Origin of the sequence: Aquimarina latercula DSM 2041 (assembly GCF_000430645.1) — a bacterium.
In the GTDB taxonomy this organism is placed as follows: Bacteria; Bacteroidota; Bacteroidia; order Flavobacteriales; family Flavobacteriaceae; genus Aquimarina; species Aquimarina latercula.
This window is the reverse complement of record NZ_AUMK01000005.1, coordinates 310,366-330,637: the sequence shown is the minus strand read 5'-3', so window position 1 is coordinate 330,637 and position 20,272 is coordinate 310,366. Positions and strand designations below refer to the sequence as shown.

The 20,272-nt window shown below is 32.6% G+C and carries 17 protein-coding genes; 9 read left to right on the top strand and 8 right to left on the bottom strand.

Going from position 1 to position 20,272, the window contains the following annotated elements; translation table 11 throughout:
* Both H526_RS0108730 and H526_RS0108725 read right to left on the bottom strand, forming a co-directional pair.
* Window positions 1–1,008: an isoaspartyl peptidase/L-asparaginase family protein gene (locus H526_RS0108730; protein ID WP_027392653.1), complete on the bottom strand. Its 1,008-nt coding sequence runs from the start codon at window positions 1,006–1,008 to the stop codon at window positions 1–3.
* A gap of 2 nt (window positions 1,009–1,010) precedes the next feature.
* Window positions 1,011–3,932: a GH92 family glycosyl hydrolase gene (locus tag H526_RS0108725; protein WP_027392652.1), complete on the bottom strand. Its 2,922-nt coding sequence runs from the start codon at window positions 3,930–3,932 to the stop codon at window positions 1,011–1,013.
* 42 nt (window positions 3,933–3,974) lie between these two features.
* Here H526_RS0108725 and H526_RS0108720 point away from each other — a divergent pair, with 42 nt between their 5' ends.
* Complete coding sequence (locus tag H526_RS0108720; protein ID WP_051336066.1) at window positions 3,975–6,299, top strand: glycoside hydrolase family 20 protein; 2,325 nt, start codon at window positions 3,975–3,977, stop codon at window positions 6,297–6,299.
* Window positions 6,296–7,015, top strand: a complete 720-nt coding sequence (locus H526_RS0108715; RefSeq protein ID WP_027392650.1) for a copper homeostasis protein CutC — start codon at window positions 6,296–6,298, stop codon at window positions 7,013–7,015. The genes H526_RS0108720 and H526_RS0108715 overlap by 4 nt, the downstream gene beginning before the upstream one ends.
* A gap of 16 nt (window positions 7,016–7,031) precedes the next feature.
* On the opposite strand, the gene H526_RS0108710 is transcribed toward H526_RS0108715, so the two are convergent.
* The 3 genes from H526_RS0108710 to H526_RS0108700 all read right to left on the bottom strand — a co-directional run bounded on the left by H526_RS0108710 (window position 7,032) and on the right by H526_RS0108700 (window position 8,883).
* A complete protein-coding gene (locus H526_RS0108710) occupies window positions 7,032–7,433 on the bottom strand; it encodes a hypothetical protein (protein ID WP_027392649.1) in 402 nt (133 codons plus the stop codon).
* A 200-nt stretch (window positions 7,434–7,633) separates the two neighbouring features.
* A complete protein-coding gene (locus H526_RS0108705) occupies window positions 7,634–8,101 on the bottom strand; it encodes a hypothetical protein (RefSeq protein ID WP_035084952.1) in 468 nt (155 codons plus the stop codon).
* Complete coding sequence (locus H526_RS0108700; protein WP_027392647.1) at window positions 8,098–8,883, bottom strand: hypothetical protein; 786 nt, start codon at window positions 8,881–8,883, stop codon at window positions 8,098–8,100. Before H526_RS0108700 ends, H526_RS0108705 begins: the two co-directional genes overlap by 4 nt.
* Window positions 8,884–9,137: 254 nt before the next feature.
* Between H526_RS0108700 and H526_RS0108695 the strand changes: the two genes are divergently transcribed.
* From H526_RS0108695 to H526_RS0108670, 6 genes are all read left to right on the top strand, one after another.
* The gene (locus tag H526_RS0108695) at window positions 9,138–9,998 is read left to right on the top strand and encodes a DUF4349 domain-containing protein (RefSeq protein ID WP_027392646.1); all 861 of its coding nucleotides are present in this window, start codon (window positions 9,138–9,140) and stop codon (window positions 9,996–9,998) included.
* A 147-nt stretch (window positions 9,999–10,145) separates the two neighbouring features.
* A complete protein-coding gene (locus H526_RS28710; protein WP_245591195.1) occupies window positions 10,146–11,858 on the top strand; it encodes a vWA domain-containing protein in 1,713 nt (570 codons plus the stop codon).
* Window positions 11,859–11,925: 67 nt separating this feature from the next.
* On the top strand, window positions 11,926–12,522 hold the full coding sequence (locus H526_RS0108685; RefSeq protein WP_027392645.1) for a SprT-like domain-containing protein: 597 nt from the start codon (window positions 11,926–11,928) through the stop codon (window positions 12,520–12,522).
* 2 nt (window positions 12,523–12,524) lie between these two features.
* Entirely contained in the window at window positions 12,525–13,601 is a 1,077-nt protein-coding gene (locus H526_RS0108680; protein WP_027392644.1) for a mannose-1-phosphate guanylyltransferase, read from the top strand.
* A 5-nt stretch (window positions 13,602–13,606) separates the two neighbouring features.
* Window positions 13,607–15,067, top strand: coding sequence for a DUF389 domain-containing protein (locus H526_RS0108675; RefSeq protein ID WP_027392643.1), 1,461 nt, complete (start codon window positions 13,607–13,609; stop codon window positions 15,065–15,067).
* A gap of 61 nt (window positions 15,068–15,128) precedes the next feature.
* Entirely contained in the window at window positions 15,129–15,845 is a 717-nt protein-coding gene (locus H526_RS0108670; RefSeq protein ID WP_027392642.1) for a Tim44 domain-containing protein, read from the top strand.
* 40 nt (window positions 15,846–15,885) lie between these two features.
* Here the strand turns inward: H526_RS0108670 and H526_RS0108665 are convergent, their stop codons facing one another.
* Complete coding sequence (locus H526_RS0108665) at window positions 15,886–16,650, bottom strand: ABC transporter ATP-binding protein (protein WP_027392641.1); 765 nt, start codon at window positions 16,648–16,650, stop codon at window positions 15,886–15,888.
* Window positions 16,650–17,387, bottom strand: coding sequence for an MlaE family ABC transporter permease (locus H526_RS0108660; protein WP_027392640.1), 738 nt, complete (start codon window positions 17,385–17,387; stop codon window positions 16,650–16,652). Before H526_RS0108660 ends, H526_RS0108665 begins: the two co-directional genes overlap by 1 nt.
* A gap of 116 nt (window positions 17,388–17,503) precedes the next feature.
* On the opposite strand from H526_RS0108660, the gene pafA reads away from it, so the two are divergent.
* Window positions 17,504–19,168: an alkaline phosphatase PafA gene (gene pafA, locus H526_RS0108655; protein ID WP_035084950.1), complete on the top strand. Its 1,665-nt coding sequence runs from the start codon at window positions 17,504–17,506 to the stop codon at window positions 19,166–19,168.
* Here the strand turns inward: pafA and H526_RS0108650 are convergent, their stop codons facing one another.
* Entirely contained in the window at window positions 19,169–20,224 is a 1,056-nt protein-coding gene (locus tag H526_RS0108650) for a flavin monoamine oxidase family protein (RefSeq protein WP_027392638.1), read from the bottom strand.
* Between the last annotated feature and the right edge of the window lie 48 nt (window positions 20,225–20,272).

The following is a 20,272-nucleotide window of genomic DNA, read 5'->3' as shown; positions in this document are numbered from 1 at the left end:
TTATGCTTTATTGTAAAAATTTGTTGGAATATTTTCATTATTCCCATCTTGATATTTCATCATAGTAAATCCCTCATGGATACAATAATGACCTACTTCTCCTGATTTGTTCATAGCGATATAGGCAATCTGAAAATCTTTGTATCGATCATTTTTAGTAACTATTCTTCGGATAGCTTCTTCACAAGCTTTTTGAGGACTCATTCCATTTCGCATGAGTTCTACGATTAGAAAACTTCCTACGGTTTTTAGAACCTCTTCACCCATTCCTGTAGCTACTGCACCACCAACTTCATTGTCGATAAATAATCCTGATCCTATAATTGGCGAATCTCCAACACGGCCTTTCATTTTATAGGATAATCCAGAGGTGGTACAAGCACCAGCAATATCTCCTTTACTATCCATAGCCAACATGCCTATAGTGTCATGGTTTTCAATATTGATGAGAGGTTTATATTCTGGAGATTTTTTCCATTCTTCCCAAGCTAATTTGGATGCATCCGTAAGTAGATTTTCTTTTTTGAAACCATTGCGATATCCAAATTCTTCTGCTCCTTCACCAGCTAATATAACATGTGGAGTATCTTCCATAACTTTTCTAGCTAATGCAGCAACATTGGTAATGTTTTCTACACAAACTACAGCACCACAATCACCGTCAGAATTCATAACACAAGCATCTAGCGTTACGTTACCTTCTCGATCTGGAGCTCCACCTTTTCCAACAGTCGTATTTTTTATACTTTCTTCTTCAATAGCAACACCTTCAATAACCGCATCTAGAGCAGGTTTTCCAGCTGCTAAAGCTTCACCAGCGGTAGCATTTGCTTTGGTAAAACGCCATGTGCAGATGGCAATAGGAGAATGATTAGGTGTATTCATAAGTGTGCTTTTTTCTTGTTCTATTGATTGATTTGGATTTTCTTTACAACCTATAATGGTGGATCCCACTGTGAGACCTACGCTGGTAAGCGCAGTGTTTTGAATAAATTGTCGTCTTTTCATGATTACTTTATAATTATTTCGTCAGCAAAAATCCATGCTTTTCCATCATGATTACTTCCTATATGCCACTCAGGAATGTTTCCGACAGTTTTGGCTTGGATTTTTACATAACGCACTTGTTGTTTTGTGAGTTTTTTTTCTACTATCTGGATACTAGCTGTTTCGTTACTAGTTGGTTCTTTTTCTATTTCATTTTTTGATATCAGCTTCCATTGTTTACCATTCTCCGAAATCCAAATTACCACCTTTTTAGGATAAAATATCCAACTTCGTTGGTCTTCAAGAAAACCTATAGAGACCTTATTGATTTCTTTAGTTTTTCCTAAGTCTATTGTAGCAATTAAATCACTGTTATGAAAACCTTGCCAAGATCCAGAGCGATAATCAGTGGTTCCTTTGATACCATTAATAAGTGCATTAGGACCACCACCATTATATCTATTTGCATATTCATTTTTCAATTCTATCGAAAGATCCGCATCTATCTTAAAAAATTCTGTAGAAATGATCGTGCTTTTTAATCCATCTAGTGATGCGTATGTTTTTAAAATTACTGGAGATGAAATTTCGATAGGCTCATTGTATCTTTTGAATACCGAATCATTCAGAGTATAATGAATAATTGCATTTTTATCTACGCTTTGTAATGTAATTGTTGTTTTTTCCTTGAAAGCAATTTCTCCTTCAGAAATAAAAGGAGGTGTGATAATAATATGTTCTTTAATTTCGGTACTAGGAATGTATTGATCATGTGTAGCCCATTCTGTAGGTATATTGGTCATTTCAAATACTAGAGTTCCTCCTTTTATAATATCTTCATGTTTTAGATAAGAAAAAGGATATTGCTCATCATTTAATTGAGTAGAAGCAATGTATTTGTTTTCAGGAGAAAGGTTGTTAGCTATAATGGTGAAATCCTTTCCGTTTTCAAGATGCATTGTAGCTTTGTCAAAAAGAGGAGTTCCGATGATATAATCATTAGATCCTGGAGTTACAGGATAAAAACCTAGGCTACTAAATATGTACCAAGCACTCATCTGTCCACAATCTTCATTTCCAGAGATTCCATCTGGAGTATTAGTATATAATTCCGTAAGAATTTGATAAACTTTTTCTTGAGTTTTATATGGTTTGTTTACATAATTATAAAGATAGGCCATATGGTGACTAGGTTCATTTCCATGAGCATATTGTCCGATAAGCCCAGTGATATCTACTTGATGCGATCCAGAAGTATTGCTATTTGCAGAAAACAAGGTATCTAATTGTTTCTCTAATGTTTTTTTACCTCCTAATAGTTTTATAAATCCATTAATATCTTGCGGGACATAAAAACTATACTGCCAAGAATTTGCTTCTGTATAATTAAAATTCACTTCATAAGGATCAAATGGAGCAAACCATGTGTTTCTATATCTGCCGCGCATGAATTTTGTAGAAGGATCAAATACATTTTTATAATTCTGCGCTCTTTTGGTAAACTTTACTAGATCTTCTGGTTTATTAAGTGCTTTCGCCATTTGTGCAATCGTCCAGTCGTCATAAGCATATTCTAAAGTTTTAGATACGGATTCGCTTTCTTTTTCTACTGGTATATACCCAAATTTTTTATAAGATTGTAGTCCTAATTTATTTCTTGTGGCACTATGTTTCATAGCTTCAAAAGCTTTTTCTGCATCGTAATCCGTAATTCCTTTTAGATATGCATCTGCAATTACAGGAACCGCATGATATCCAATCATACAATGGGTATAATTACCGGCTAAATCCCATATTGGCATAATACCACCTTCATCATATTTAGCAAGAAATGTATTAATAAAATCATTAGTGCGATTTTGTTCTATAATTGTATATAAAGGATGTGTAGCTCTATAGGTATCCCAAAGTGAGAATACTGAATAATAGTCAAAATCAGAATTTTGATGGATTTCTAAATCCATTCCTCGATACCTTCCATCTACATCTTGATACAGATTAGGAGCTAGCATGGAATGATATAACGAAGTATAGAAATTAGTTTTGTAATCATTGTTGGTACTTTCAATTACAATTTTGCGTAATTGCTTTTCCCAAATGTTCTGAGCATTATTTTTTATTTGATCAAAGGTTTTGAAACCTATTTCTTCTTCTAAATTTTTTAGAGCCCCTTGCTGGTCAACTGCTGAAATACCTATGGTAAGAAAGATTGGGTCGTTTGACGCATTGTCAAATTCAAAAGCCATTTTTTTTCCATCTTCCGTAGATTGTTTACTCTTAATAGGTTTAGAAAATTTGATGTGATAAAATAATAGTTGCTTCTCAGCCCAAGCTTTAGAGTGTCGATACCCATTAACCACTGTGTCAGAAATTATATTTATTTGATGATCTAATACTTCATCTCTATGTGCTAAATCAAGTATGATGATTTGCTTTTTGTCAGAAGGGAAGGTGTACTTATGTATTCCAGCTCTTTTAGTGACTGTTAGTGCTACATCGATATTAGTAGAATCTAGATATACCTCATAATATCCGGGAGAAGCTTTCTCATTATCATGTGAGAAATGGGCACGATATCCTTTTTTACCATTTGCTCCATTATTGAAGTTTACTTCATTTGTTGGCATTAATAGAATGTCTCCATAATCAGAAACTCCTGTACCACTTAGATGTGTGTGCGAAAAGCCATAGATATAAGAATCACTATAATGATATCCAGAACAACCATCCCATCCATCGAGCCGAGTATCTGGGCTCAATTGCATCATCCCAAATGGCATACTAGCACCTGGATATGTATGTCCATGACCTCCAGTTCCTATAAAAGGGTTTACGTATGAGGTAAGGGGAGTATTACTTTGTGCTATTTTTACTTTAATTTCTTTATTACAAGAATAGAATCCTATAATAATTAAAACTGTAAATACCGTGTAGAATGCTCTCATTTAAAAATAGATAGTTATTTTTAAGCTTCTAATGTAGTAAAAATGATACTCAAATTAAGTAATAATTTCATAAGGGTCTACGTAATATTATTGTCGCTTTTATGTTTAGGGTGTGAAAAAGATAAAATCTTACCTATCAATCCACAAATTATACCAGTACCTTTTCATCAAGAATTAGAAGAGGGTGTTTTTATATTAAATGAGGAAACAGTACTTCGATATGATCAAGATTTAAAAGAGACTGTAGGATATTTTAATGCATACCTGAAAAAAGGATTAGGTGTTTCTATGCAACTGAATAAGGAAACAGAAAAAAACAGTATTATTTTAGAAAAAGACACTACAATTATTAATAAAGAAGCCTATCGTCTTTTTATTTCGGAAAATAATATCAAAATACAATCAAGCACCAAAAAAGGGGCGTTTTATGCAATACAGACATTACGCCAATTATTGCCAGAATGTTTCGAAAATGGTTCTTGTATAGAGAAAGAGTTTGCGATTAAAGCACTGACAGTTATAGATGCCCCTAGATTTTCTTATCGTGGAATGCATCTAGATGTTGGAAGACATTTTTTTAGTGTTGAAGAAATTAAAAAATATATAGACATGCTTGCGATGCTGAAGATGAATACATTTCATTGGCATCTTACAGAAGATCAAGGTTGGCGTATTGAGATTAAGAAGTACCCGAGACTCACTGAAATTGGATCATATCGCGAAGAAACACTGATAGGACATTATAACGATCAACCACATCAATTTGATGGTAAACGTTATGGAGGGTTTTATACTCAAGAAGAAGTTAAAGAAATTGTAGCGTTCGCTACATCAAGAAATGTTACTATTATTCCAGAAATAGAGATGCCTGGACATTCGCAGGCGGCAATTGCAGCATATCCAGAATTAGGGTGTTCTGGTGAAGAAGTTAAAGTAGCTACTAAATGGGGCGTTTTTGAAGAGGTGTATTGTCCCAATCAAAAGACCTTTGTTTTTTTAGAGAATGTATTGGATGAGGTAGTTGATTTATTTCCTGGAAAATATATTCATATCGGTGGTGATGAAGCCCCTAAAACAAAATGGAAATCCTGTAATTATTGTCAACAATTGATAAAAGAGAAAGGGCTTAAAGATGAACGTGGTTTGCAAAGCTATTTTATAGCTAGAATCGAGAAATATATTAATAGCAAGGGAAGACAGATCATTGGTTGGGATGAAATACTGGAAGGAGGATTGGCTCTAAATGCTACTGTAATGTTTTGGAGAGGAACCGACGGAGCCGTTCAGGCGGCAAAAGATGGTCATGATTTGATACTTTCTCCGACCTCTAATTGTTATTTTGATTATTATCAAAGTGATAATGAAAATGAACCCTTAGCTATAGGTGGGTTTTTGCCACTCGAAAAAGTATACAATTTTAATCCAATTCCGGAAGGAATGAACCCTTCAGAAGAAAAACGGGTCTTAGGGGTGCAAGGTAATGTGTGGACAGAATATATGCCTACATATGATAAAGTAGAATACATGGCTTTTCCGAGGGCAATAGCTTTAAGTGAAGTAGTGTGGACAATTGATAAAAATAAAGATTACTCAGATTTTGTATCCAGGTTAGCAAATTTCCATATTCGATTAGATACTCTGGATGTGAATTATGCAAATCATCTCTATGAAGTTAATGGGAAATTAAAAAATGAAAATGAACAACTCTTATATAGTTTGGAGACTTTAATGAATGATAAAACTATTCGATATACATTGGATGGAAGTGATCCTGTAAACTCTTCTGGATTATATAATAAGCCTTTATTAGTAGATCAGAATATAACTGTTAAAGCAGCCGTATTTGATAATAATAAAATAGCAGGAAATGTGTTTAGCCAGAAACTGAATTATCACAATGCAGTTGGGGCAGAAGTTATGCTTAATGTAGCACCTCATAAAGCGTATAGTGCTGGTGGTAAAGAAGCATTGATTAATAGTGTGAACGGAAGCAATACTCGTTTTGGTGATAAAGAGTGGTTGGGTTTTTGGGGAGAAGATTTAGAAATCTTGATTGATCTAGGTGAAGAAATGGAAATACAAAAAGTATCAACTCGCTTTTTCGAAGCTAATGGTCAATGGATTTATAGACCTAACGGCGTTAAAATTTCGTTGTTAAACGATGGTAAGGAAGATCTTTTTGAAGGAGGAATAGAACAACTATTTCTAAAAGATACAAAGTTAACAACTCAGGTTACTCAGAATTATGGAGGAGAAAAAGCTAGGTATATCAAACTAGATATAAAAAAATATGGATTAATACCTGATGGATTACAAGGTTCCGGAAATCAAGCTTGGACATTCATAGATGAAATAGTTGTAGAATGAAAATAGAAGTTTGCGCAAACTCATATCAATCTGCGATAAATGCAGAAAGAGCGGGAGCGGATAGAATAGAATTATGTGTAGAATTAGCTGTTGGAGGAATTACACCATCTCACGGATTAATTGAAAAAGTAGTTCAAGAGTTAACCATACCAGTGTTTGTATTAATAAGACCCAGAAGCGGAAATTTCACATATACATCAGATGAGTTTGATGTGATGAAGAAAGATATTGATTTTTGCAAAAGTATAGGTTGTCAAGGTATTGTTTCTGGCATTTTAAAGGATGATAATACCATAGATATTATAAGAACAAAAGAATTGATAACATTTTCTAAACCAATGTCGTTTACTTTTCATCGTGCATTTGATTGGGTACCTGAGGCGTTAGAATCTTTAAAGCAACTAATAACTATTGGAGTAGATAGAGTACTTAGCTCAGGGCAAGAAATCACTGCAATAGAAGGAATTAATTTGCTCAAAAATGCTTTACATATATCAAAATTAAATTTAATTATAATGCCGGGCGGAGGAATTAACGCAGAGAACGCATTGAAATTTAAAGAAGCAGGTTTTAAAGAAATTCATTTTTCTGCTACTTCGTTACAACAAATTGTTCAAAATCAAAACATTCCTATGAATAACATTCATTTTTTTAATGATAAAATAATCGCAGTATCTGATTATAATAAGATTCTAAAAATTAAAAACCTTTTTTAGATTAGGAGTTTGTAGTTTAAATATCGGTTAACTTAAGATATTTGTAAAATTGATGTACCGTTAGCACTTTCTTAAACTCTTCATTTTGGAAGTACACAATATTACTTAGGTCCTTTGTTTTTTCTTTTTCAGAGGCGTTTGATTGAATTACTTTATTTGCTTGGATGGAGTATTTTATAATGACTCTTTTAATACGATTGCTTGTATAATTACTAAGATTAAGTTCTTGTTGTAATAAAATGGTTCTTTGTTCTGCAAGATCAGCGAATAGTTTTCTTTCAGCTTTCAGTTCCTCTTTTGTTGGTTCAACAACTTCCAGATGATTTTGATTTTCATCTTGGTTTTCGTCTTCAATTTGAGTTTGCGCAATATTAGACGCACTGATGAAAAAAATAATTAAAATTGTAAAAACTCTCATAATACTCACTTTTAAATTTTCTTTAAGAAATGTTAAAAATAGGATGTCAAAAATATTAATTATTGATTAACAACAAGTTAAATGTAGTAAAAACTCGATAAATGTTAGCGTTTTTTCGATCAAAAACCCAAAAAACAATGGTTTTGTTACTAAAACAAGGAGGAAAAACCGTAAATAAGAACTAAGGAATTGTCTGTATTTTAATTTTTTGATGTTGTAATTCTTTCAAAATTAGCTTTTGAAGTTTTAAATTGCATACCGTCAATTATTGTAGTTGAGGTTGTTATATATGAAATAATCGTATCTATCTTTTTATTTGTAAAGTGTATTTCAGTAATTATTTTAGTAATAGAATCAGAGAGTATTTCTGGTTGTTCTAGAAATTTTATTTGTTGTATTTCTGCTTGATTTTCTAACCCTAATAAGTATATAGTATCTTTCTTTATTTTAAATTCTGGATGATTCTTAATCAATGCTTGTTTATCGATATAATCCTGCAGTTTCTCTTTAACTAAAATAGTGTATGCATCTTCTAAAGAAGTGGATGTCGTTTCTTCTTCGGTATAAATATCTGTTTCCTCTACATTAACAGATTCCATGCTCTTATGGGAATTGTTAGCACAACTCGTAATCACAATTAACAATAGAATATATACAAACTGTTTCATGGTTTAACTCTGAATTTTAGTTTAACAATTTGCCCTTTTACCCTTTTGGATTCTATAATTTCAATATTTCTTAGACTTTTTGTTGGTGTTGTAAGTTTTGTGATAAATTCATTTTTTGAATATACTTCTATTCCTAAACCTGAAGGTAAAACCTGAAATATAATTGCGTTATCAGCAATCATTTTCGATAACTCATTTTTTCTGTTTTTCCAGTCTTCGAGTCTTCCATTAGCATAATAATGTAGCATTAATGCATAATCGTCCGTACTTACTTGGATGTTTTCGTTAGTAATCTTAGCTGTACTTCTAAAGATGGTATCCGTCTTATGATATGGTGATTTAATTACAAAACGAATAAAATCATCTTTTGTACTCCACCTAAAACACCCCAAACTATCACTTTTAGTATAGAAGGGTGATTGTTTGTTATTTAATACAATGATGTCAATAGGTGTTTTGATAATCGGTTTGTTTCTATCTTGATCAATGAAGCAAAAAGTAAACGTATGATTTCTTGGAATAAGGAAATAAGCGGAGGTGATAAATAACACTCCGAGTAATAAAAAAACAAGCCATTTTGGTTTTAGTTTTTTCTTTTCTAGAATTTTGTTTTGTGGAATTGAAGATTTAAAATGAACCCAATTTTTATAACCACAGTATTCAGATAACATATTAAGTACATCTACACGTGGTAATTTTTCGGTAGTGTTTTTAAAATAACTGTAGAAAGATTTTTCACTAATACTTCCTTTTACCTGTTTTCGTAAATCCTCCTGAAACAATATAATATCTTGCCCTTTCCATAGAGAGATATCATCGCTTGAGGCATTATTTTTCTTTAAAAACTGCTGAGTAGCTGCTTTTTTTAGATGAGAGAATGCTATGTGTTCTTCGCGAGTGATGAGTTTATTGTTTTGATTGTCAGGTTATTGTTTTTTGTAAAATAGTTTACAATTGTTTTACAAAGGTAATACAAGAATACTCTTTGGAGTGATACTATGTTTGTTTTCAGTTTAACAAGGTAAAAACAATAAATATGAAAACAAATATTTTAAAATTAATTAGAAATGTAATTGGGGTAGGTTGTTTGGTAATCAGTTTTTCCTGCTCGCAAGCAGAAAAAAGTTACTCAACAGCTACAGAAAATATCGTAATGGAAGATACTGGAGAGACACCGGCTTTAAATGCATTTGAAACAGAAGATGAAATCAAAATAAAAAATGAAACAGAAAACGCAAATAATAGACTTAAGATTATTAAAAATGCAAGTTGCCGTATTAAAGTGAGTAGCGTAGAAGAAGTAACTACGCTTTCTAAAAATATAGCAGCAAAATATAATGGGTATGTGTCTGATGAGCGTTTTACAAATACTAATTATTCTAAAGAAAATAGATTTACGATTAGAATTCCTCAGGATAAATTTGATGAAGTACTAGATAGTATTTGTGCTTTAGCGGAGTTTGTGGATCATAAAAATATATCTACTGTTGATGTTACTGAAGAGTATATAGATATAAACTCTAGGTTGAAAACCAAATTAGAGGTAAAGCAGCGTTATGAAACAATTCTTAGAACAAAAGCTAAAAATGTAGAAGATATTTTACTAACCGAAGATAAATTAAGGGAGCTTCAAGAAGAGATTGATGCGGCTAAAGGTAGATTGAAGTACATGTCTAATAAAGTATCATTTAGTACTATCCAATTAGATATGTATGAAACTGTGCTTCCTAAAGATGAACCAAAAAAATATGTAAAAAGCTTTGTAGATAGAGCAGAGGATGGATTGTCCTTTGGTTGGAATCTGTTACAACACCTTTTTTTAGTGCTTTTTTATGTTTGGCCACTATTGCTATTGGGAGTATTGATTCTAATCTATTACAAATGGATTAGAAAATAGCTTTTCGCTTTTTTAAAATAGTATAAATATCAATAACAGAACACTAAAGCATTCAGCAATAACAGCAATCGAGTAATATTATCATGTAACAAGTTCTATTGTGGTATTATGTTTGTTTCAGTATTCAGTGTAACAAAACTAAATAGTATGAAAACAATGAGTATTAAAAAAATCAGATTATGGATGGCAGGGTTATCCATATTATTGATCATTTCTTGTGATCCTAAAGCAAAAACTCCTTCCGCATTACCAGATATTATGGAGGAAACGGATGCAGTTGTCAAAGAAGATAATGCTCCGCCTATTTTGAAGGAGGAGGTTTTTGAAGAAGAGCTTGTGGTTGAAGATATAGAAGTTCCAGAAATTGAAGAAGCTGAGGAACCAGTGGCGTTTATGATGGAAGTTGAAAATGATGAGGTTATTATGGCAAATCCTAGTAGTTTTATTAAGGAAACCAATAATGAATCATATGCAGAGGTAGTGGAGAATACATTTAAAAGGACAAGTTTGGCTCCGTTGTCTACATTTTCCATTGATGTAGATAAAGCTTCTTATAGTAATATCCGTAGAATGATTAATAATGGCGAAAAAATCCCAGATGATGCGGTAAAACTAGAAGAAATGATAAATTATTTTAAGTATGATTATAGGCAGCCATCGGATCAGCATCCTTTTGGGATTCATACAGAATCAGGAAGTACTCCTTGGAATGAAAATACACAGTTGGTCAAAATTGGGTTAAAAGGTAAAGAAATACCTGCAGAAAATTTTCCAGCTTCTAATTTAGTCTTTTTAATAGATGTTTCAGGATCCATGAATGATGCTAATAAGCTTCCATTGCTTAAAAAAGCTTTTAAATTATTAGTAAATCAATTAAGAGAAAAAGATAAAGTTTCTATAGTAGTATATGCCGGTGCAGCTGGAGTTGTTTTAAAACCTACTTCTGGTAATAATAGTGAAAAAATACTGAGTGCATTGAACAACTTAGAAGCAGGAGGATCTACAGCAGGAGGAGAAGGTATTAAACTTGCCTATAGAATTGCCGAAAAACATTTTATAAAGAATGGGAACAATAGGGTGATTTTAGCAACTGATGGTGATTTTAATGTTGGGATACGAAGTGATAAAGAGATGAAGGAATTGATCGAGGAAAAGCGATCGTCTGGAGTATTCTTAACTTGTTTAGGGTTTGGAATGGGAAATTACAAGCATAGTAAATTAGAAACTTTAGCAGACACTGGTAATGGTAATCATGCATATATCGATTCTATGCAAGAAGCTCAAAGAGTATTAGGTACTGAGTTTGGAGGAACATTATATACGATCGCAAAAGATGTGAAAATTCAAGTAGAATTTAATCCCGGTAAAGTAAAAGCGTATCGCTTAATCGGTTATGAAAATAGATTGTTAAACGATGAAGATTTTATCGATGACACAAAAGATGCAGGAGAGTTAGGTAGTGGTCATACGGTGACTGCTTTGTATGAAATTATTCCCTCAGGAGTGAAAAGCAAATATCTTGGAGAAATTTCTGATTTAAAATATACTGGTAAAACAAATAATACAGAATTCGGGGATGAGTTATTAACTGTAAAGTTTAGATACAAAAAGCCAAAAGAAAGTCGAAGTGTAGAAATAGTCCATGTACATAAAGCAGAAAACAATGATTTAGTATCGGGTGATTTTAGATTTGCAGCTTCTGTAGCTTGGTACGGAATGATTTTGAAAAATTCAAAATATATACAGAATCAAAATGTTGAGGATGTGGTCTCTTTAGCAAGAAATAGTAGAGGGAATGATGAACAAGGATATCGAGCAGAGTTTATACGATTAATGAATAGTTATGATAAAGTAAATTAATGCTATTTGATAAGAATTCTTTAGTAAGCGCATCCTTCTGATGCGCTTATTTTTGTATTTTGCGACAATGAAGGAAATCTTGGCAAGATATATCCCTGAAAGAGCTATAGAACCCGCTTTCGATTTGATTGTTAGGTGTAATGTTCATCTTAAAATTGTTAATGAACGAGCATCGCGTCATGGGGATTACCGTAAAATGCCAGATGGTAGACATCTGATTACTGTAAATGCTTCTTTGAACACATATCGTTTTCTAATTACTTTAATTCACGAAATTGGACATTTAGTAGCTTTCGAGAAGTATGGGCGCAATATTAAACCTCATGGAATAGAATGGAAAAGAACTTTTCAGCAACTCATGTTACCATATATTAACCCTGATGTCTTTCCTTCTAAATTATTACCTGTTATTGCAAATCATTTTAAGAATCCAAGGGCAAGTAGCGATACTGACGAAAAATTATCACTTGCGTTAAAACAATATGACCCAGAGAATGATAAAAATTATATCTTTGAAATACCGTTAGGAAGTCGATTTAGGTTATATAATGGAAAGATTTTCCAAAGAGGAAATAAAAGAGTTAAACGTTACGAATGTGTCGAACTAAGCACAGGCAGGGTATACCTGTTTAACCCCAATGCAGAAGTCGAATTATTAAATTAATTATGGAAAAAAATTATTATGCTATTTTAATGGCTGGGGGAGTTGGGTCTAGATTTTGGCCTGTTAGTACAACAGAGTTTCCAAAGCAATTTCACGATATGCTGGGAACTGGAGAAACTCTGATCCAAAGAACATTTAGTAGACTATCAAAGATTATCCCAAAGGAGAACATTTTCATATTGACCAATGAAAGATATAATGATTTGGTTTTAGAACAATTACCTGAAGCAGCACAGCGACAAGTTGTAACAGAACCTGCGATGCGTAATACAGCTCCTTGTATATTATATGCGGCTTTAAAAATACAGAAAGAGAATTCTGATGCAGTTATGGTGGTTGCGCCTAGTGATCATTGGATTGAAGATGAAGATGCATTTGCACAAAATTTAAAGCAAAGTTTCGAGGCATGTTCGAAAGATGATATCTTAATGACCTTAGGTATACAACCTGCTTTTCCAAATACAGGCTATGGTTATATACAGTACAATGAAGAAACAACTGCAATAAAAAAAGTAGCTCAATTTACGGAAAAACCAAATTATGAAACGGCTAAAAAATTCTTGGATCAAGGGAACTATCTTTGGAATGCTGGGATCTTTATTTGGAGCGCAAAAAGTATCGTGAATGCATTTGCTAAGTTTCAAAAAGAAATGACAGCGTTATTCGAAAAAGGGATAGGAGTGTATAATACATCCGAAGAAAGTAGTTTTATAGAAAAAAACTATCCATTAGCCGAGAATATTTCTATTGACTATGCTATTTTAGAACATGCAGAAAATGTATATGTATTACCAGCTACTTTTGATTGGAATGATTTAGGTACTTGGGGGTCTCTATATGATAAATTGGATAAGACAGAAGCTAAGAATGCTGTTGTAAATGCCAGAGTTTTATCAGAAGATTCTTCAGGAAATATGATTAGAACTTCTGGGGATAAAATCGTCGTTGTCGATGGTTTAGAAGATTATATTATAGTGGATAAAGATGAAGTTTTATTGATTTATCCTAAGAAAAAAGAACAGGATATTAAACAAGTTCTTAAAAAAGTAAAAGATACATACGGAGAAAAATACGGATAATATTGATGGAAGAAAATACACAAAATCCTCAGGGGAAGTCTCAAGATGAAAAGGTAGAAGAACAAAAGCAAGCGGTAAAAAAAGATGCCAAAGGATTGTTTCGTAGTGGTTCTACTTTTTTGAAAGAGTTGTTAGATTTTCGTCATGATACTGATAGAGAGAGTACCATAGAATTGATAAAAGCAGATATACCTTTTAAAGGGGCTACTGCTTGGATTTTGATATGTTCTATATTTATTGCTTCTATTGGTTTAAATGCAAATTCAATTCCCGTAGTAATAGGAGCGATGTTAATATCACCGTTAATGGGGCCTATTTTAGGAATAGGAATGTCTATTGCTGTCAATGATATAGACACTTTAAGAAAGTCCTTGGTTAATTTCACCGTTATGGTGGTTCTTAGTATTCTTACGGCCTGGTTGTTTTTCTTTTTATTTCCATTAAAAGTCGAATCTTCAGAATTATTAGCTAGAACTAAACCTGATATAAGGGATGTATTGATAGCCTTCTTTGGGGGATTAGCGTTGATTATTGCTAGAACAAAAAAAGGAACTATTGCTAGTGTGATATTTGGTGTAGCAATTGCCACAGCTTTAATGCCACCGTTATGTACTGTTGGTTTTGGACTGGCGATAGGTAAATATGAATATGCTTTGGGAGCAATGTTTTTATTTACTATTAATACTATTTTTATAGCATTGGCAACATTTATTGTTCTAAAACTATTAAGGTTTCCAATGCTTCGATATGCGAATTCTGCAAAACGTAAACTGATTGCTAGATTAGTTTCTTTTACGGCAGTGTTAGTTATGATACCAGCTATCTATACTTTTGTTATTACACTAAATCAAAGTAAGATGGAAGGAGATTATGATCGTTTTATATCAGAAGAAATTGATGAAAATCCAGATTTATATCTGAGAAAACCAATACCTGATTATGATAAAAAGACAATCAAACTTTTCTTTGATGGTGAGATAACTGAAGCTACCAAAAGTGATCTCGAAAATGAAATTCTTAAGTATGAAAATATAAGTGATTTTGAACTAATAATAAGAGGTAATAAAGCTAGAGGAATAGATCAAATTTCTAAGGCAAATGATCGGTATATTGTAGAGTTAAATCGATTAGAAACTGAAAATGAGGCGCTATTAGATAAAGTTGAAGATCTAAAGATTCGATTGGCACTAATGGAAACTCAATTAGCCGAAGCTCAAAAAGTTATTCCTGTAGATATATTGCCTTATAATAATATTGCAAAAGACGCTAAAATTCGTTTCCCTGATTTGTTACAATTAGGATATGGTGAAGTTTTACAGTCTAATTTCTTAAAAGTGGATACGGTAAAGGTAATTTTTCCACAGTGGAAATTCCAGGTGTCCGACAGTCTTCACGAGGTTAGGAATAAAGATTTAAGAGAGTGGATAACTGGAGAGTTAAAAGCCGATACGTTGTTGGTAAAGTAATTTTATTAATTTGATTTTGATCGTGTGTTATGAATTTTAGTAAAGTAAGCGAAATGAAGTTATGAAAAAGTCTGAAATTATATTATTTATACTATTTATAACTTTTCTTTTTTTTATTGATCCTCTATATGCAGGACCTGGAGGGGCTATAGCTAAAGGTCTATTTAAAACTTGGTGGGGTAAAATTTTACTATTAGTTGTTACTATTGTTTTATTACCATTTATTATTTACATAAAGTCGGTTGAGTTTTTTAAGGTAAAAAAAACAAAGAAACAGTTAATGCATATTGGCTTAAAGAATAGAGATTTTTCTTGGTTAAATTTAGAAAAGAATTTTTCAAATATAATTACCCGTGTTTATGATGCTTGGGGAGATGAAGATATGAGTAAAGTTAAAGAACACGTAAATCATTGGTATTGGCAAAATCAGCAATCTACCCATCTAGATAAATGGAAATCTAATAATTTACAAAATATTTGTAATCTTCAGAAGATTCATAAAATAAGACCGTTGTATTTGGAATTAACAAATGAGAATGATTTGGAAGGTTCAAAAATTGTGATTAGTATATCCGGGACAATTGAAGACTATCTAATAAATAGGGATACTCAAAAAATTATAGAAGGAAATAGAGGGTATCAAAATGAAAGCCATATCTGGGTTATGGAATATACTGATGGTAAATGGTTACTTGATGATATTAAAGACAGCGATTTAAGTTTAGCGTTTGCTAAGATGGAAAATATGATTCCAGAAAATGTTTTAATGGCAAAATAGAAATACATCTTAAAATTATAACACTAGCAGTAAGAACTGTTTACAATCCCTTTAACTGCGCATCGCGTACTTTTTTAAATAAGTTAGAGGAATAAACAAACTCCGTAACGGCTTCATTATCAGTTTTGAAAATTTGTGTTTTATCTCCTTCCCATTCTAGGTTACCAAATTTTAAGAAAACGATTTTTTCACCAATTTCCATAACAGAATTCATATCATGGGTATTGATGATGGTGGTAATATCATATTCTTCAGTAATTTCTTTAATCAAATTATCAATTACGATGGCCGTTCTTGGATCTAATCCAGAGTTAGGTTCATCACAAAAAAGATATTTAGGCCTAGTTACAATTGCTCTTGCTATGGCCACACGTTTTTGCATTCCACCACTTATTTCTGAAGGAAGTTTGTTGTTAGAATTCTCTAGATTAACGCGAGCTAATACTTCATTTACTCGTACCAGCATTTCTTCTTTTTTCTGTTTTGTAAACATCATTAGAGGAAACATTACATTTTCTTCTACAGTCATAGAATCAAATAATGCACTTCCCTGAAATACCATGCCCATTTGTTCTCTTAAGTCACGTTGTTCTTCTGTAGAAAGGTCAGAGTAGGTAGCTCCATCATAACAAATAGAGCCTTCCTCTGGAGTAAATAAACCCAGCATGCATTTAAGAAAAACGGTCTTACCACTACCACTGGTTCCAATGATTAAATTTGTTTTTCCTCGTTCGAATGTAGTAGTTATTCCCTTAAGAATTTGTTCGCCATTAAAACCTTTATGTATATCTTTTACTTCTATCATTAGCTTAACAATAATTGAGTTAATATATAATTAGAAGTTACTATAACCACTGTTGTCCATACAAAGGCAGAGGTACTCGCTTTACCAACTCCTAAGGCACCTCCGGTCATGTAATATCCATGAAAAGATGGAATTGTTGCCAATAGAAAGGCAAAAATGAACGTTTTGATAAACGCATATGTTAAGTGATACGGTATGAATTCTTCTCGCAAGCCTGTTAAAAACTCCGAACCCGAAACAAATCCTCCATAAACGCCAGCAATATAAGCTCCAAATACACCTACGAACATTGCAATAGCTATTACAAATGGATACATTAACATCGCTATGATTTTAGGAAATACAAGATAATTTAATGAATTTATTCCCATTACTTCCAAGGCATCAATTTGTTCAGTAACTCTCATCGTTCCGATACTAGATGTAATAAAGGATCCTACTTTTCCAGCCATAATAACAGAAAGGAAAGTGGGAGCAAATTCGAGAATCATAGATTGTCTAGAGGCAAACCCAATTAATTGTTTAGGAATTAATGGATTTGTTAGGTTTAAAGCTGTTTGAATCGCGATTACAGCTCCAATAAAGAAAGCAAGAAATACGGTAATTCCTAAAGAACCAATAATAAGATCATCTATTTCTTTAAATATCAGGCTTCTAAGCACAGAGCCTTTAGTCATTCGACTAAAAACTTTTTTCAGCATTAAAAAATAGCGACCAATATCGTCGAGATAAAACATATGTTCTACATTAGAAGGGCTAAAATAGAAAAAAAAATAGGGACAGCATTTAACCTTCTATTAAAGTTTTACATTTGCATAAAAGGTATTTTAGCCTTTTAAAATGTAAACAGATAATGATAAAGAAGATATTTTTAGCAATTATTTTAATAATAACAGTTACTCAGTGTGCAACCAAAGATTCATCATCAATAAAGATAAACTCTGAAGAAACAATTTCTGTCCGACCAAAATTAGTTGTAGGGATAGTAGTAGATCAGATGCGGTATGATTATTTAACTAGATTTTATGATCGTTTTGGTCAAGGAGGGTTTAAAAGAATGATTAATGAAGGTTTTAATTGTAAAAACAATCATTTTAATTATATACCAACATATACAGGACCAGGACACGCTTCGGTATTTACAGGGACAACACCTCAAAATCATGGAATTATTTCTAATAATTGGTATGATAAATTTGGGAAAGATATGGTGTATTGTGCTAGTGATTCTTTAGTACGTGCTGTTGGTTCTGATAGTGAATTAGAAAGAATGTCTCCTCGACGTATGAAAACAACAACTTTTGCCGATCAAAACAGATTGCATACGCAATTAAAAGGAAAGAGTATTGGTATTGCAATAAAGGATAGGGGAGCAATATTACCAGCTGGCCATGCAGCTAATGGAGCTTATTGGTTTAGAGGAAAAGATGAAGGTAATTGGATTACTAGTACGTATTATAGAAATGAATTACCGGATTGGGTGCAAAAATTTAATGAATCTGATAAAGCAGCTTCTTATTTTAAAGAGTGGAATACTTTATATGATATTACTACTTATGGAGAGAGTGGCGCTGATGAGAACAATTTCGAGCGTGGTTTTAAAGGAAAAGAAAAGGCGACTTTTCCTTATGATTTAGCTGCATTAAAAGATCAAAATGCAGGGTATGATATTATTAAGGGATCTGCATATGGAAATAGTTTAACTGCCGATTTTGCAATAGCTTCCATAGATGGGGAGTCATTAGGAGCGGATGATATTACAGATGTTCTTACTGTGAGTTTTTCTAGTACGGATTATGTTGGTCATAATTTCGGAGTTAATTCTAAAGAAATAGAGGATACGTATTTAAGGCTAGATAAGGATCTTGAGCGCTTTTTTGGAGTATTAGATACTAAGGTTGGGAAAGGTAATTATACAGTTTTTTTAACTGCGGATCATGGAGCTGTTCAAGTGCCGTCGTATCTGAAAAAAGTAAAAATACCTTCAGGTTATTTTGATATGGTAGAGCTCACCGTGAGTGTAATGGATTTTGCAAAACGAACCTTTAAAGTTAACGGACTAATCGAAAAAGTAGCTAATGATCAGGTGTTCTTTGCTTACGACGTATTGGAAAAAAATAAGATAAACCCACAAGAATTACAGAAAGCTATAGCACATCATATATTACAATATGATCAAATAGATAAGGTTTTTACTAGAGAACAATTACAAATGGGAACCTTTACAGAAGGAATTGGTGCACTTATTCAAAAAGGATATAACCAAAAAAGAAGTGGTGATTTGGTATATGTATTAGATCCTGCCACTATAGCATATTCTCGTACTGGATCTACGCACGGTAGTGGTTTAAATTATGACACACATGCTCCGTTATTATTTATGGGTAAAGGAATTAAACAAGGTAGCACCACTACTAAGACAACAATTCCAGATATTGCTCCAACTATTTCGGCATTATTAGGAATTACATTTCCTAATGGAGCTACTGGTGATGTGTTGTCTTTTGTTTTAGAGTAATCATTTATCTGATAATTTTTGATATATGGATTGTGCGCTAAGTATAGCCCCTTCCATATATCCTCCATGCATAGGGGATGTTTCTGTACCTCCTATAAAAAACTTGTCGTCGAAGTATCCTTGTTGATATATTTTATGACCATTATTTTGATGAGGGAATATAAAATCATTAGAAGGTAAAGAAGTAAAGGGTTCTCGTTTCCAGACTAATTCCTCATAGGATAAATATTCTAATGCGTCCTCTCCAAATAATTTATGGAGTTGATGAATTACTTTTGATTTTCTTTCATCCTTAGTATATGAGGCCATACCATTTTGTAAAAAACCTTTAAGGGAAAAATGAGTGTTTTCCGCATTAGAGTGATCGTATAATTCAGTTAAGGGACCGACATTGCTAAAAACGGTTCCTGAGTAATTATTATTTTTCCAAAAAGGAGTTTCATAGGATACACCAAATTTAATAGAATCTCCCATCCATGTATGGGTTTTGTTGGCGATTTCAATAACTTTATTTGATAGAGAAGGATAGAATTGTATAGAGTTTGCTAAAAGTGAAGGGGGAATAGTAGAAACAACTTTATCCGTATAATATATATTGTTGGAAGAAGTAACTTTAAAACTATTGTTTGCGTAATCAATTTGTTCTATTTTTTCGTTTAGAATCAATTCTTTTTCATCCAGAACGTTAGCAAGTTTGTGTATAATAGCGATAGTTCCATGTTGTATTCGATAACTTGGTTGTTGATTTGTTGGTAATTGAATTTGTTGTGGAGGAGCAGTTGATAATGGTTCAAAAAGTGCTATTCCTTGCATATATTGTTCAAAAACAGGAAGCTCTAATTCTCTTAATAATCCTAGCAATTCTTGATGCTGAAAACTTAACCAAGTAGCTCCCATTTCAATAGGGGTTTCTTTCGCAGATTTAAGGGTGTGGATTCTTCCACCAATCCTATTCCTAGCTTCAATAATTTTTACAGATTTTCCATGTTTCTTTAATCTGTAGGCTAGTAGTAAACCGGTTAGACCGGCTCCAATAATAAGTACTTCTGATTTCATATACTTAGTAAATATAAAAAGTAAAACTCCTATATAAAGGAGCTTTAC